This is a genomic window from Nocardioides potassii, from assembly GCF_021648885.1.
Taxonomy (GTDB): domain Bacteria; phylum Actinomycetota; class Actinomycetes; order Propionibacteriales; family Nocardioidaceae; genus Nocardioides; species Nocardioides potassii.
In genome coordinates, this window is record NZ_JAKJHZ010000003.1 from 258823 (window position 1) to 273223 (window position 14401).

Sequence of the window (14401 nt, forward strand, 5' to 3'; positions counted from 1 at the left end):
GTGACCCCGCACGACGCCCTGACCCCGGACGACGAGCAGGCCGCCGAGCGTGCTCGCGAGGTCGCGCTGACCATCGACCTGTGCCTGCGGATCGGCGAGATGCTGCTGTCCTCGGGCGCCGGAGCGGCGGACGTGACCGCGACGATGCGGTCGGTCGCGGACCACATGGGGCTGCGCGCCGCCGAGATCGACGTGACCTTCACCGCGCTGTCGATGAGCTACCAGCGCAGCACCGACGACGTGCCGGTGCTGATGGTCCGCCACGTCCAGCAGCGCGACATCGACTACGAGGACCTCACCGCCGTCGACCACCTGGTCCGCGACCTGCTGACCGACCGGACCGACCTCTACCTCGCGAGGTCGCGGATGGCGACGATCGTGTCGCTCGGCCACGCGTTCCCGCGCTGGGCGGTGACGATCGCGTGGGCGGTGATGGCCGGCGCGGTCGGCGTCTTCCTCGGCGGTGGTGTCGTCGTCTCCGTCGTCGCGGCCCTGTCGGCCGCGCTGATCGACCGGGTGCAGCTGGTGATGGCGCGGCGACGCCTGCCGTTCTTCTACCTCCAGGTCGCCGGCGGGACGATCGCGACGCTGCTCGCCGCCGGTGTCGCGGCGTCGCCCGTCGAGGTCGACCCCTCGCTCGCGGTCACCGCCAACATCATCCTGCTGCTCGCCGGCATCGGCTTGATGGGCGCCGTGCAGGACGCGCTCACCGGCTTCTACCTGACCGCGAGCGCCCGCCTCATCGAGGCGATGATGGCCACCGCCGGGATCATCGCGGGTGTCGCTCTCGGCATCTCGATCGCCGACGGTCTCGGCTTCCCGCTCGAGCAGCTCGTCCCCGGCAAGCTCGGCAGCATCTCGGAGGTTCCGACGATCCTCGGCGGCGCGGCGGTGTCGGCGGCCGCGTTCAGCGTGGCGTCGTACGCACCCCGGCGGGCCGTGCTGCCCGTCGGCCTCATCACCGCGGTCGCGGCGGCGATCTCGCAGGGCGTGGAGTACGCCGGCTTCGGCCGGGCGGCTGCGGCGGGTGCGGCGGCGTTCTTCATTGGCCTGGTCGCCTACGCTGTCGCCGGCCGGGTGCGGGTGCCGCCGCTCGTCGTGGCGGTCCCGGCGATCGTGCCGTTCCTGCCGGGCCTCTCGATCTACCGCGGCCTGACGTTCCTCGCCGACGGCGGCTTCTTCGTATCGCAAGGGATCCTCGCGCTGATGACCGCCATCTCGGTGGCGATCGCCCTGGCGTCCGGCGTGATCCTGGGGGAGTACGTCGCCCAGCCGCTGAAGCGCGAGGCGCGCAAGCTGGAGAACCGGCTGGCCGGACCGCGGCTCGTCGGGCCGTTCCGCGCGATGACGCGCGCCGAGCGGCGGGCCCTCAGGAAGTCGGACGAGCGAGCTCGCTGAGCCACCGCTGCGCCGTGCCGTCGTACGGCGCCCGCCCGGCGCGGACGTCGGCGAGGACCGCGTCGCAGCTGGCTTGCGCCTGCTCGACCACGTCGGCGGGATAGCCCAGGGCGACCTGGTGCTCGGCGAACTCGTCCTCGTCGTCGACGAAGACCTCGCCCGCGACGCGCCCCGCCTCCTCGGCCGCGTGGTAGACCACCTCCGGCAGCGGGTCGGACATCCGGATCACGTCGAGGTCGAGGTCGACCGCGCGCATGACCGCGCCGTCCCAGCGGCCGGGCGTGGCGATGTCGACGTAGGTGTCGCACCAGATGCCGGGTGCGTGGAAGGTCGCGGCGTACCACCCACTGGTCGGGACCAGCGTCACGCAGTCGGCCTTCGACTCGAGCCGGAGACCCGGTCGGGTGTTGACCGTGCCTGCGGGGAAGCCGAGCCACTCACCGTGCTCGTCCTCGCCGAGGAAGACCCCGTCGAACTCCCAGTGCGGCCGGTCGCCCCACTTGGTCATCTCGACGCGGATCTGGGTCCCGGGCTCCATGCGCCCTTCCTACCAGCCCGTCGGGTCGTCAGGTCCGGGGGAGCGTGACGATGAGGGTGGTGTCGCCGGGACGAGTCTCGAGGGCGACCGATCCGCCGTGGGCCGCGACGATCGCCTCCACGAGCGACAGGCCGAGCCCGGCTCCGCCGGCGCGCGTGCGGGCGGCGTCGCCGCGGACGAACCGCTCGAAGGCGCGCGAGGCCAGCTCGGCGGGGAAGCCCGGGCCGTCGTCGTGGACGGTGAAGCCGTCCTCGGTGCCAGTCACCGTGACGGTGCTTCCGGCGGGCGTGTACTTCCGCGCGTTGGTCAGCAGGTTGGTGACGACCTGGTGGAGGCGGGCCTCGTCGCCGGTGACGGTCACCGGCGCGTCGGGGAGCGCGAGGCGCCACGAGCGCTCCCGGTCGAGGACGCGCGCGTCGTCGACCGCCTCGAGCAGCAGCCGGGACAGGTCCACCGGCTCGCGGAGCAGCGGACGCCCGGAGTCGAGGCGGGCCAGCAGGAGCAGGTCCTCGACGAGCGCGGTCATCCGCGCCGACTCGGTCTCGACCTTGTCGAGCGCGGTGCCCACGGTCTCCGGACGCCGGCGGGCGAGCTCGGTGTAGCCGGCGATGGTCGCCAGGGGCGTGCGCAGCTCGTGGGAGGCGTCGGCGACGAACTGCCTCACCTGCTGCTCGCTGCGGTGGCGCTGGGCCAGGGACGCCTCGACGTGGTCGAGCATCGTGTTGAGCGCGGCGCCGACCTGCCCGACCTCGGTGCGCTCGTCCGCGAGGCGGTCCGGGACCCGCTCGGTCAGGTCGATCTCGCCCGACGCGAGGGGCAGCTCGGCGACGTGGTGGGCGGTCGCGGCGACCTCACGCAGCGGCGCCACCTGGCGTCGTACGACCCAGGTGCCCACGCCGGCCGCGGCGAGGACGCCGAGCAGGGTGGCGAGCAGCTCGAGGCGCACCAGGTCCTCGAGGGTCTGGTCGAGCTCGGCCGTCGGGAGCGCGGCGAGGTCGTAGCCCCCGCGCAGGCTGGGCCTGGACAGCACGCGGTAGGTGCCGAGGTCGGAGAGGGTCACGGTGCGGGGGTCCGACTCGCCGGCCACGTCGATCAGCGGGCGCACCTCGGTCGCGTCGAGGTTCTTCGTGCCGACGTTGCCCGCGTCGCCCGTGACCACGCCGGCGTAGCCCGTGCCGTCCGCGGCGACGTGCCCGAGGACCGCACCGTAGTTCTGCCCGAGGAACTCGCGGTCGTCCCCGTCGCCGTCGATGTGGACGGGTGGCAGGCGACCGCCGGGCCCACCGAAGCTGCGGCCGATGCTGGCCCGGAGCTCGTCGTCGAGCTGCTGCGTGAGCTGCGCGCGGATCGCGAGCGTCGCGGCGGTCCCGATGAGCAGACCGGCGAGCGCGACCAGCAGCACCGACACCGCGACCAGGCGGGCGGTCAGGGTCCGCGGCAGCCCCGCGCGGATCATCAGGACGCCGGCTTCAGGACGTAGCCCGCGCCGCGCATCGTGTGGATCATCGGCTCGCGGCCGGCGTCGATCTTCTTGCGCAGGTAGGAGATGTAGAGCTCGACCACGTTGGCCTGACCGCCGAAGTCGTACTGCCAGACGCGGTCCAGGATCTGCGCCTTGCTCAGCACCCGTCGCGGGTTGCGCATCAGGAAGCGCAGCAGCTCGAACTCCGTCGCCGTCAGCGAGATCTCCGTGCCGGCGCGGTGCACCTCGTGGCTGTCCTCGTCGAGGGTCAGGTCGCCCACGACCAGCACGTTGCCGGCCTCGGCCTGGGCGGCGCTGCCACCGCGGCGGATCAGCCCGCGCAGCCGGGCGACGACCTCCTCGAGCGAGAACGGCTTGGTGACGTAGTCGTCGCCGCCGGCGGTGAGCCCGGCGATCCGGTCCTCGACGGCGTCCTTGGCGGTGAGGAAGAGGACGGGTACGTCGCTGCCGTCGGCGCGCATCCGGCGCAGCACCTCGAGGCCGTCGAAGTCGGGCAGCATGATGTCGAGCACCACGGCGTCCGGCCGGAAGTCGCGGGCCGTGCTGACGGCGTCGGTGCCGGTGTGGGCCATGGCGAGGTCCCAGCCCTCGTAGCGCAGCGCCATCGACAGCAGCTCGGCGATGTTGACCTCGTCGTCGACGACGAGCACGCGCACGGGTGAACCGTCGGGACGGGTGAGGACCATGCCTGCATCCTGCCGCCGATTGCTGTGGACTTCCTGTGCGACACCTGTTCGCCGGCTACTCGATCGACAGCGACGAGTTGAGGCGCGCGGCCTGCCTGGTCAGGTGGGTCCGCTCGGCCGTGCTCGTGGCGAGCGCCGCAGCCTCGGCGTAGAGGCGCGCGGCGGTGGGGAGGTCGCCGTCCTTATCGTGGAGGTACGCCGCGACGGCACGGTGGCGCGGCAGGCCGGGATCGACCTCGGCGAGGGCCGCGAGCCCGGCGCGGGCACCGTCGGCCTCGCCCACTGCGACCGCCCGGTTGAGCCGCACGACCGGGCTGCCGGTGAGCGCCAGCAGCTCGTCGTACCACTGCACGACCTGGACCCAGTCGGTCTCGTCCGCGCTCCGCGCGTCGGCGTGCAGCGCCGCGATCGCGGCCTGGAGCTGGTACTCCCCCCGCTGGTTGCGGGCCAGCGCGGCCTGCAGGATCTCGACGCCCTCCGCGACGAGCGCCAGGTCCCACCCGGTCCGGTCCTGCTCGGCGAGCGGCACGAGCGTCCCGTCCGTGCGCAGCCGCGCGGGTCGGCGCGCGTGGTGGAGCAGCATCAGGGCGAGCAGTCCGTCGGTCTCCGGATCGGCTGCGAGCGAGCGCAGCTCGCGGGTCAGCCGGATCGCCTCGGCGGCGAGGTCGACGTCGCCGGAGTAGCCCTCGTTGAAGACGAGGTAGAGCACCCGCCGGACGGTCGCGAGGTCGCCGGGCTCGTCGAACGACCCGCCCGAGACCGTGCGCTTCGCGCGGCTGATCCGCTGGGCCATGGTCGCCTCGGGCACGAGGTAGGCCTCGGCGACCTGACGCGTCGTGAGGCCGCCCACCGCCCGCAGCGTGAGCGCGACCGCGGAGGCCGGCGTGAGGGCGGGGTGCGCGCAGAGGAAGAACACCCGCAACGTGTCGTCGGCCGACTCGGTCGGGCCGGGTCCCGGCTCCGCGTCGACCGCCTCCTCGCGCCGCTGCCGCGCCGCCCGGGACCGTACGCCGTCGAGGTGGCGACGCCAAGCGACGGTGACCAGCCAGCCCTTCGGGTCGCGCGGCGGGTCGGCCGGCCACGAGCGGACCGCCTCGACGAGCGCGTCCTGCACGGCGTCCTCGGCCGTCGCGAAGTCGGCTCCACGGCGGACGAGGACACCGATGACAGCCGGCACCAGCGGACGCAGGACCGCCTCGTCGAACGGGTCCGGCACGCCGGGGTCAGTCCCCGGTCGCGGTGGGTGCGCCGTAGAACGGACGCACCTCGAGCCACTCGTGGATCGGCCTGCCACCGGCCCCCGGCGCGAGCGACAGCTCGCCGGCGAGCTCGACCGCGCGGTCCCAGCCGTCCACGTCGACGACGTACCACCCGGCGATGAGGTCCTTGGTCTCGGCGAACGGTCCGTCGGTGACCGGCCCCGTGCCCTCGTCGTTCGCTCGCACGAACGCACCTTCCGGCGACAGCGCCTGCGCGTCGACGTACTCCCCGTCGGCCTCGAGGCGCTTGCCGAACTCGTCCATGAACTGCATGTGCGCGTCGACCTCCTCGGGCGTCCACTGGTCCATCGGGACATCGTTGACGGTGCCCGCGGGGACCCCGCGGTAGTGCTTGAGGATGAGGTACTTCGGCATCTCGCATCTCCTTGTCAGCTGCAGCCCATTGTGGCCGCGTCCACCCCGGGGACGGAGCCGATCTCGGCTCCTCGACATCGACCAGATGAGGAGTCCGAGATTCCTCAGGGCTGACGCACAGGTCCGCCACAGGGTCGGGAAGCACCCTCGACCCCATGAGCGACCAGCAGGGCACTCCGCGGCCCGACGACGAGACCCAGCCCGTACGCCCGGAGGGTGCAGCGGCACCCCTTCCCGAACCGCCCGGCACCGCCCCGGCCGCCACGACCTCGGCCCCGGGCGAGGCACCCGAGCCGGCGCCGGTGGCCCGGCGCGGCTTCCGGGAGCGGTTCCGCACGCTGCGCGGGACCAGCGGCCGGGACCGGACCTACGGCCTCGCCGCCCTCATCGCGTCCGCCCTCGCCGGTGTCATCGTCGGGGGCCTCGGCCTGGCGACCTTCCACGCGATCACCCACGACGGGCCGGGGGACCGGTTCGACCGCGAGGGATGGGTGCAGCGGCGCGAGGACCGGGGCGGGCCCGGGTTCGGTGGGCCGGGCGGCGGCATGCACGGCGGTCCTCCGGGCATGCCCGGCCAGGTCGAGCCCACCACGCCGCCCGAGGAGGAGGACGGCTCGAACAGCTGACGTGTCAGGGGTTCACCGATTCAAACCGGTTGCCGCCGTGGGCGAGAATGTCGCCCGTTGTGAAGATCACCTATCCCGCCGAGCTGCCGGTCTCCGCGCGCCGCGACGACATCGCCGCGGCGATCCGAGACCACCAGGTCGTCATCGTGGCCGGCGAGACCGGGTCCGGGAAGACGACGCAGCTGCCCAAGATCTGCCTCGAGCTCGGCCGCGGCCTCGGTGCGTCGGGCGGCGGCAAGCTCATCGGCCACACCCAGCCGCGCCGGATCGCCGCCAGGTCGGTCGCCGAGCGGATCGCCGACGAGCTCGGCACGGAGCTCGGCGACGTCGTGGGCTACCAGGTCCGCTTCACCGACCGGACCTCGCGCGCGAGCCGGGTCAAGCTGATGACCGACGGCATCCTGCTGGCCGAGCTGCAGCGCGACCGCGACCTGCGCAAGTACGACACGATCATCATCGACGAGGCCCACGAGCGCAGCCTCAACATCGACTTCCTCCTCGGCTACCTCAAGCGCCTGCTGCCGCGCCGGCCCGACCTCAAGCTCGTCATCACCAGCGCGACCATCGACGTCGACCGCTTCGCGAAGCACTTCGACGCCCCGGTGGTCGAGGTCTCGGGCCGTACCTACCCGGTCGAGATCCGCTACCGCCCCCTGCTGGCCCTTCGAGACGGCTCGTCCCTCGCCTCCTCAGGAACCGACAAAGCAGAGCGCGACGAGGAGGGGGAGCTCGTCCAGCGCGACCAGACCGAGGCGATCGTCGACGCGGTGCGCGAGCTGTCGGCCGAGGGTCCGGGCGACGTGCTGGTGTTCCTGCCCGGCGAGCGGGAGATCCGCGACACCGCGGACGCCTTCGACGCCCTCAAGAGTGATCGGCTGGAGATCGTGCCGCTCTACTCCCGCCTCAGCGCGGCCGACCAGCACAAGGTCTTCTCCAGCCACCCGTCCACGGTGCGCCGCGTCGTACTGGCCACCAACGTCGCCGAGACCTCGCTGACGGTCCCCGGGATCGCGTACGTCGTCGACACCGGCGTCGCGCGGATCAGCCGCTACTCCGTGCGCACGAAGGTGCAGCGGCTGCCGATCGAGCCGATCAGCCAGGCGTCGGCCAACCAGCGCTCCGGGCGCTGCGGCCGCGTCTCCGACGGCATCGCGATCCGGCTGTACTCGGAGGAGGACTTCGAGGGCCGCCCTGAGTTCACCGACCCCGAGATCCTCCGCACCAACCTGGCCAGCGTCATCCTGCAGATGGCCTCGCTGCGGCTCGGCGACATCGCCCGCTTCCCCTTCGTCGAGCCGCCCGACCGTCGCAACGTCAAGGCCGGCACCGACCTGCTCGAGGAGCTCGGCGCCGTGCAGGTCGGCGCACCGTCGCAACGTCATACGGACGGGGCAACCGCTCGCCCCGACCGCATGACGTCCCGGAGGGGCGGACGACAGGGCGAGGGGCGGGCGCCCGGCCTGCGCCTCACCGACGTCGGCCGCCGGCTCGCCCGCCTGCCGATCGATCCCCGACTGGGCCGGATGATCCTCGAGGCCGAGCGCCTGGGCTGCGTCCGCGACGTGCTGGTCATCGCCGCGGCGCTGTCGATCCAGGACCCGCGCGAGCGCCCGGAGGAGCAGCGCCCACAGGCCGACCAGCTCCACGCCCGCTTCACGCACGAGTCCAGCGACTTCCTCACCTGGCTCAACCTCTGGCGCCACATCAAGCAGCAGCAGAAGGAGCTCTCGTCGAGCGCCTTCCGCCGGATGTGCAGGCGCGAGTTCCTCAACTACATGCGCATCCGCGAGTGGCAGGACTACGAGTCCCAGCTGCGCCAGGTCGCCAAGGAGATGAAGCTCGAGGTCGGGCACCCCTCCGACACGCCCGACGAGGACGGCATCCACCAGGCGCTGCTGTCGGGGCTGCTCAGCCACGTCGGCGCGCTGGAGGAGCGCGAGCAGGGCAGGCCGGGTGAGAGGCGCCCGATGCGGGAGTACCTCGGCGCCCGCAACGCCCGCTTCGCGATCTTCCCCGGCAGCGTCCTCAAGGGCCGCAACCCGGGCTTCCTGATGAGCGCCGAGCTCGTCGAGACCTCACGGCTGTGGGCCCGCCAGAACGCCGCGATCAACCCGGAGTGGGCCGAGCGCCTCGGGTCACACCTGGTCAAGCGGACGTACTCCGAGCCGCACTGGTCCCGCAAGCGTGCGGCGGTGATGGCGCGCGAGCGCGTGACGCTGTACGGCGTCCCGCTGGTCGCCGACCGGCTCGTGCAGTACGGCCGCATCGATCCGCCGCTCGCCCGCGAGCTCTTCATCCGCCATGCGCTCGTGCAGCGCGAGTGGGACTCCCGCCACCGCTTCCTCGCCGAGAACGCCCGCCTGCTGGAGGAGGCCGAGGAGCTCGAGCACCGCGCCCGGCGCCGCGACATCGTCGTCGACGAGGAGACGCTGTTCCAGTTCTACGACGCGCGCGTGGGCGCCGACGTGGTCAGCGGGCAGCACTTCGACCAGTGGTGGAAGCGGGCGCGGCAGAAGCGGCCCGACCTGCTGACCTTCGACCCCGCCATGCTCACCAACGCGGCGGCGGGCGAGGTGCGCGAGCGTGACTTCCCGACCGAGTGGCACGACAGCGACGAGGCCGGGCTCACCTTCCCGATCAGCTACCACTTCGAGCCGGGCGCGGCCGACGACGGCCTCACGATCGACGTACCCGTCGCGACCCTCAACCGCATCGAGGCCGACGACTTCTCCTGGCTCGTGCCCGGGCTGCGCGAGGAGCTGGTCACCGAGCTGATCCGCTCGCTACCCAAGAACCTCCGCGTCGCTATGGTCCCCGCGCCCAACACCGCCCGCGAGTTCCTCGAGGCCACGCCGCCCGGCTCCGAGCCGCTGCTCGACGCGCTCGAGCGCTTCGCCCGCAGCACCCGCAGCCTGGTCATCGACCGCGACGCGTGGGACTGGTCCAAGGTGCCGACGCACCTCCAGCCGACCTACCGCGTCGTCACCGAGGAGGGGAAGGAGGCCGGTCGCGGCAAGGACCTCGACGCGCTCAAGGAGCCGCTGCGCCCGACCTTCGAGCAGGCGATGGCCGACGTCGCCTCCGACTCCGGGGTCACCGCGACCGGGCAGACGAGCTGGACCTTCGGCACGATCGACGAGTCCTTCGTCCAGCGCCGCGCCGGGCACGAGGTGCGCGGCTTCCCCGCGCTGGTCGACGAGGGCACGACGGTGGGGCTCCAGGTCCTCGCCACGCCCGAGGTGGCCGCCGCGCACCACCGCCTCGGCGTACGACGTCTCGTGCTGCTCGCGCTCGGACCGGCCGACCCCGTCGACGACGTGCTGGCCGCGGCCGGCCTGGACCAGAGGGCCAAGCTCGCCCTGGTCGGCTCGCCGTACCCCAGCGTCGGCGACCTGCTCGACGACGTGCGCGCAGCGATCGTCGGCGAGGTGGTCGACGCGCGGCCCACCGTCCGTGACGAGGCGTCGTACGACGCCGTGGTGGCCGCGGCCCGCACCGCAGTCGCAGAGGGGATGAGCCCGGCGGTGCACGACGTCATGCGCGTGCTGGAGGCCTGGCGCACCACCGACCGCGCGATCTCCGGGCGCGCCGACCTGATGACCCTGCCGGCGATGACCGACATGCGCGACCAGGTCGCCCGGCTGGTCCGGCCCGGCTTCGTCGGCGAGGCCGGCACCACCCGGCTGCGCGACTACCCCCGCTACCTCGCCGCGGTCACCCACCGGCGCGAGCGGCTCGACAGCCAGGTGGCCCGCGACCGCGAGCTGCAGGACCAGCTCTCCGGGCTCCAGGACGCCTGGCTCCACGCGGTCGCCGCGCTGCCCGAGGGCCAGCCGCTCCCGCAGCACCTGCGTGACGCGCGCTGGATGCTCGAGGAGTACCGCGTCTCGCTCTTCGCCCAGCAGCTCGGCACCCGGGAGAAGGTCAGCGACCAGCGGATCCGCAAGGTGATGGGCACGTCGGCCTGAGTGCCTGCGCGGCACTCCTCGCCACGGGGCCGCGCACTCGACCTACGCTGGACCGGTGACCGACCGCCCCCACCACCGACCGATGACGCCGGGCGATGGCTTCTTCGCCGAGATCGCCGGTGGCGCCGATCCCGCCAAGGTCCGCGAGGCCGGTGACCTCGCCGCGACGGTCCTGGTGCGTGGCGCCCGCGACTCCGACGACCCGCGGGTCGCCGAGCGCATCGTCCACCTCGCCGAGCGCGAGGGCCTCGAGACGCTCGCGCAGGTCTGGTCGGGAGCGCCGGCCGACACGCTGGCGGGCAGCCTGTGGCGGCTGTTCCTGCTGCGCTCCTGGGTCCACGCCGCCCCGGAGCAGGTGTCGCGGGAGTACGACGCCGGGCACCGCCGCGTCGACGTCGCGCGCGTGGTGGCCGGCGTGGCCGACCCGCCCGGACCCGACGAGCTGCGCCACATGGTCGACGACGTGCTGCGCGGCATCGCGCGCGGCGACTTCGCGGTGACGCTCTTCCGGGCCGCCGCCTTCGCCCGCATCGTCGCCGCGGGCCGCGCCGGACTCGGCGAGGCGACGCACGAGGAGATCACGCGGATGCTCGCGCTGTCGGAGCAGCTCGAGGCCGCGGGACAGGTGGAAATCCGCCACTCGCTGGCCTGACGATTTACAATGGAGGTCGAGTGCGTCGGGCTGTGGCAGCCCCGGGTCCCACAATTAGCCGCTACGAGCGGCCACGCGCCGTGAGGCGCTCCCGGTCCGGCGCACTCGCACATGTCCGCTGGATGCCTGGGCGCTCTAGGCTTGCCGGATGACGATCGCCAGGCGCGTCCGTGCCTTCCTCTCCGGCGGCACCTCGAGCCCGGCAGCGCCGACCGAGGGAGCCCGCTACGCGCCCGAGGCCGACGGCGAGCCGGACCCGGGTGAGGTCGTGTGGGCGTGGGTGCCCTACGAGGACGACCCGTCCCAGGGCAAGGACCGGCCGGTCCTGCTGCTCGACACGGCCGGGGCGGACGAGGGCGACGGGTGGGTCGGGCTGATGCTCAGCAGCCAGGACCACGACCGGGACGCCGACGACGAGGCGCGCCACGGTCGTCACTGGATGGACGTCGGCACCGGCGCCTGGGACAGCCAGCGCCGGCCGAGCGAGGTGCGCCTCGACCGCCTCATCCACCTCGAGCGCGGCGCTGTCCGTCGCGAGGGAGCGGCCTTGGACGAGGTGATCTTCCGCGACGTGGTCGAGGCCTGGCGTGGCCTCTCCCGTTAGGGTTCGACCCGTGCTCCGCCGTCCTCCCGCCCTGCGCCGCAGCGCCCTCGCCGCCTGCGCGGTGACGGTCGCGCTGTCGCTCGCCGCGTGCAGCGGGGGCAGCGAGCCGACCCCGGCCCCGAGCCCGTCCCCCACCAAGACCGCGAAGCCGAGCGAGAAGCCGCGCAAGATCACCTTCGGCGCCTACGGGAGCGACGAGGAGGTGGCCGCCTTCCAGAGCGTCGTCGACGCGTTCAACGCGAGCTCCACCACCCGGCAGGTCACGCTCAAGTCGTGGCCCGACCACGAGTCCGCCCTCGAGGCGATCCTCGCCGGCGACGCTCCCGACGCCTTCCTCACCTCGCGCATCGACCTCGGCCAGCTCGTGGGCGCCGACGCCCTCCAGCCGGTGAGCCTGCTGCTCGACGAGCGTGGTGTGGACTTCGGCGACCGCTTCTCGCGCGACGCGGTCGACGCGTTCGCGATGGACGACGAGCTGCAGTGCATGGCGTACTCCGTCTCGCCGATGGTCATCTACTACAACACCGACCTGGTCGACTTCGACAAGATGGAGCGCCGCGGGCTCGACGTGCCGTCCGCCGACGAGGACGGCGAGCGCGACCGCTGGACGCTGGCCCAGTTCGGTGCGGCGGCGTCGTTCGCGTCCCGGAGGGGCGACACCCGCGGGGTGTGGATCGACCCGACGCTCCAGGGCCTCGCCCCGTTCATCTACTCCGGCGACGGGAAGGTGTTCGACGACGACCGCGACCCGACGTCGCTCGCCTTCTCCGACGACAACACCCGCGAGGCGCTCAGCGAGACGCTCGCGATCCTGCGCGACCCGACGGTCACCCCGACCAACGCGCAGCTCGCCCGGGCCACGCCGCTCCAGCTGTTCAAGCGCGGCGAGCTCGCGATGATCGCGGGCTTCCGCAACATCGTGCCCCAGCTGCGCGACGCCGAGGACCTCGACTTCGACGTCCTCCCGATGCCGGTCATCGACTCGCGCGCGACCGTCGGCGACATCAACGGCCTGTGCATCTCCGCCGACTCCGAGGTCGTCAACGACGCGGCCGACTTCATCGCGTACGCCGTCTCGGACGCCGCGATCGCGACTGTGGCCAAGACGGGCTACATCGTCCCGGCCAACACCTCGGTCGCCGCGTCGGACGACTTCCTCGCGCCCGAGCAGGAACCCGCCAGCTCCGCGGTCTTCAACGCGAGCATCCGCTACATGGTGGTGCCGCCGTTCATCGACCAGCGGATGGAGCTCACCGAGGCAGTCACCCCGCTGCTCGAGCGGCTGGTGACGGCCCCCGGCGTGCTCGACCTCGACCTCACCACCGAGCAGATCGACCAGGCCTCGCAGGAGGTCCTCTCGCCCGAGCCCGAGGAGACGGAGTCCCCGACCGAGGACCCGTCGGAGTCGCCGACCGAGTAGGTCCGATCCCCCGCGCGGGTATCCAGGGACATCCCGGTAGGTCGGAGGGCCCGAACACCTACCAGAACGTCCCTAGGTAGCGGGCGTGGGCGGGTCGTCCGGCTCGACGTCCGCGCCGAGGATGGCGCCGACCAGCGCGCCGGTGACCAGCTCGGCCTGCCAGGGCCGGGCGCCGAGGGCTGCGAGCTGCTCGCGCACGGCGAGCGCCAGGTCGGCCGGGTCGCGGGTGGCCGGCGGCGCCCACATCAGGCGGCGGAGGTAGTCGGGCGTCAGGAGGTTCTCGACCGGCAGGTGGTGGAGCTCGGCGAGGTTGAGCATCGCCTCGCGCGCCGCCTTGAACCGGCGGTCGGCGACCGGCTCACGGTCGGCCCACGTGCGGGGGTGCGGCGGACCGTCACCTCGAGGAGCACGTGAGGGGAGCTCGTCCTCGCTCATCTCGCGCACGCGCTGGAGGGCGTCGACCCAGGTCGCGGCGTAGCGCCCGGCCCCGCGGCCGTGGAAGCCCTGCGTCGACAGCAGCGCCCGGCGGTCGGTCGGCATCGCGGTCGCGGCCACGACGATCGCGGAGTCGGGCAGGATCCGCCCGGGCGTGACGTCGCGCTCGGCCGCGATGGCGTCGCGGGCCTCCCAGAGCGCCCGGGCGGCACCGAGCGACCGCCGTCCGCGCAGCCGGTGCACCCCGGACGTACGGCGCCACGCGTCGACGCGCACGGCCGGCTCGAAGTCGAGCAGGTGGTCGAACTCCTGGCGAGCCCACTCGGCCTTCCCGGCCTCCTCGAGCTCGGCGGCGAGGTGGTCGCGCAGCTCGACGAGGACCTCGACGTCGAGCGCGGCGTACTCCAGCCACGGCTTCGGCAGCGGACGCGTCGACCAGTCGGCCGCGGAGTGCTCCTTGCGCATCCGCTGGCCGAGCACCGTCTCGACGAGGGTGGCCAGGCCGACGCGGGGGTAGCCGAGCAACCGGCCGGCGAGCTCGGTGTCGAAGAGGCTGGTCGGCGTCAGGCCGACCTCGCGCAGGCAGGGGAGGTCCTGCGTGGCGGCGTGGAGGATCCACTCCGACCCGGCCAGCGCCTGCTGCAGCGGCTCGAGGGTGGTCATCCCGATCGGGTCGACGAGCCAGGTGCCGGAGCCCTCGCGACGCAGCTGGATCAGGTAGGCGCGGTTGGAGTAGCGGTAGCCGGACGCGCGCTCGGCGTCGATCGCGACCGGGCCGGTGCCGGCAGCCAGCGCCGCGCTCGCCTCGGCGAGCCCGTCGTCGGTGTCGACGACCTCGGGCAGGCCGTCTCGCAGCACCAGCAGGGGAGCGGGCTCCGCCTCCGCCTGCGGCTCGGTCTCGGGGGCGGTGTCCTCGTCGGGCTCGTTCCCGGCAGTCCCCGACTCACGGTCGGCCAT

12 protein-coding genes are annotated in these 14401 nt (G+C 73.2%); 6 read left to right on the plus strand and 6 right to left on the minus strand.

Translation table 11 applies throughout. From position 1 onward, the window contains the following. A complete protein-coding gene (locus L2K70_RS02625; RefSeq protein ID WP_236398563.1) occupies positions 1-1398 on the plus strand; it encodes a threonine/serine exporter family protein in 1398 nt (465 codons plus the stop codon). On the opposite strand, the gene L2K70_RS02630 is transcribed toward L2K70_RS02625, so the two are convergent. From L2K70_RS02630 to L2K70_RS02650, 5 genes are read right to left on the minus strand one after another with little or no spacing between them, the layout of a single operon-like run. Then, entirely contained in the window at positions 1370-1936 is a 567-nt protein-coding gene (locus L2K70_RS02630) for a ribonuclease FAU-1 family protein (protein WP_236398566.1), read from the minus strand. The two genes, L2K70_RS02625 and L2K70_RS02630, sit on opposite strands and share 29 nt — an antisense overlap. A gap of 28 nt (positions 1937-1964) precedes the next feature. Then, complete coding sequence (locus L2K70_RS02635; RefSeq protein WP_236398569.1) at positions 1965-3392, minus strand: sensor histidine kinase; 1428 nt, start codon at positions 3390-3392, stop codon at positions 1965-1967. Continuing rightward, entirely contained in the window at positions 3392-4105 is a 714-nt protein-coding gene (locus L2K70_RS02640) for a response regulator transcription factor (RefSeq protein WP_236398572.1), read from the minus strand. The genes L2K70_RS02635 and L2K70_RS02640 overlap by 1 nt, the downstream gene beginning before the upstream one ends. Positions 4106-4160: 55 nt before the next feature. Beyond that, positions 4161-5321, minus strand: a complete 1161-nt coding sequence (locus tag L2K70_RS02645) for an RNA polymerase sigma factor (protein WP_236398574.1) — start codon at positions 5319-5321, stop codon at positions 4161-4163. A 7-nt stretch (positions 5322-5328) separates the two neighbouring features. After that, the gene (locus tag L2K70_RS02650; protein WP_236398577.1) at positions 5329-5739 is read right to left on the minus strand and encodes a YciI family protein; all 411 of its coding nucleotides are present in this window, start codon (positions 5737-5739) and stop codon (positions 5329-5331) included. Positions 5740-5894: 155 nt separating this feature from the next. On the opposite strand from L2K70_RS02650, the gene L2K70_RS02655 reads away from it, so the two are divergent. The 5 genes from L2K70_RS02655 (at position 5895) to L2K70_RS02675 (ending at position 13009) form a co-directional block, all read left to right on the plus strand. Beyond that, on the plus strand, positions 5895-6365 hold the full coding sequence (locus L2K70_RS02655; RefSeq protein ID WP_236398581.1) for a hypothetical protein: 471 nt from the start codon (positions 5895-5897) through the stop codon (positions 6363-6365). 47 nt (positions 6366-6412) lie between these two features. After that, on the plus strand, positions 6413-10333 hold the full coding sequence (gene hrpA / locus L2K70_RS02660; RefSeq protein WP_236398585.1) for an ATP-dependent RNA helicase HrpA: 3921 nt from the start codon (positions 6413-6415) through the stop codon (positions 10331-10333). A gap of 55 nt (positions 10334-10388) precedes the next feature. Further along, positions 10389-10985: a hypothetical protein gene (locus L2K70_RS02665; RefSeq protein ID WP_236398588.1), complete on the plus strand. Its 597-nt coding sequence runs from the start codon at positions 10389-10391 to the stop codon at positions 10983-10985. A gap of 148 nt (positions 10986-11133) precedes the next feature. Then, positions 11134-11589 carry a type II toxin-antitoxin system PemK/MazF family toxin gene (locus tag L2K70_RS02670; protein WP_236398591.1) on the plus strand — a complete coding sequence of 152 codons (456 nt, stop codon included), beginning with the start codon at positions 11134-11136 and terminating at the stop codon, positions 11587-11589. Positions 11590-11599: 10 nt separating this feature from the next. Continuing rightward, positions 11600-13009: an ABC transporter substrate-binding protein gene (locus tag L2K70_RS02675; protein ID WP_236398593.1), complete on the plus strand. Its 1410-nt coding sequence runs from the start codon at positions 11600-11602 to the stop codon at positions 13007-13009. Positions 13010-13081: 72 nt separating this feature from the next. On the opposite strand, the gene L2K70_RS02680 is transcribed toward L2K70_RS02675, so the two are convergent. Further along, positions 13082-14401: an HRDC domain-containing protein gene (locus L2K70_RS02680; protein ID WP_236398597.1), complete on the minus strand. Its 1320-nt coding sequence runs from the start codon at positions 14399-14401 to the stop codon at positions 13082-13084.

Excerpts from the sequence above, each read along its gene's own strand:
- L2K70_RS02655 (WP_236398581.1), top strand. The coding sequence starts at position 5,895 with ATGAGCGACCAGCAGGGCACTCCGCGGCCCGACGACGAGACCCAGCCC.
- L2K70_RS02630 (WP_236398566.1), bottom strand. The coding sequence starts at position 1,936 with ATGGAGCCCGGGACCCAGATCCGCGTCGAGATGACCAAGTGGGGCGAC.
- L2K70_RS02640 (WP_236398572.1), bottom strand. The coding sequence starts at position 4,105 with ATGGTCCTCACCCGTCCCGACGGTTCACCCGTGCGCGTGCTCGTCGTC.
- hrpA (WP_236398585.1), top strand. The coding sequence starts at position 6,413 with ATGTCGCCCGTTGTGAAGATCACCTATCCCGCCGAGCTGCCGGTCTCC.
- L2K70_RS02635 (WP_236398569.1), bottom strand. The coding sequence starts at position 3,392 with ATGATCCGCGCGGGGCTGCCGCGGACCCTGACCGCCCGCCTGGTCGCG.
- L2K70_RS02650 (WP_236398577.1), bottom strand. The coding sequence starts at position 5,739 with ATGCCGAAGTACCTCATCCTCAAGCACTACCGCGGGGTCCCCGCGGGC.
- L2K70_RS02670 (WP_236398591.1), top strand. The coding sequence starts at position 11,134 with ATGACGATCGCCAGGCGCGTCCGTGCCTTCCTCTCCGGCGGCACCTCG.
- L2K70_RS02680 (WP_236398597.1), bottom strand. The coding sequence starts at position 14,401 with ATGGCCGACCGTGAGTCGGGGACTGCCGGGAACGAGCCCGACGAGGAC.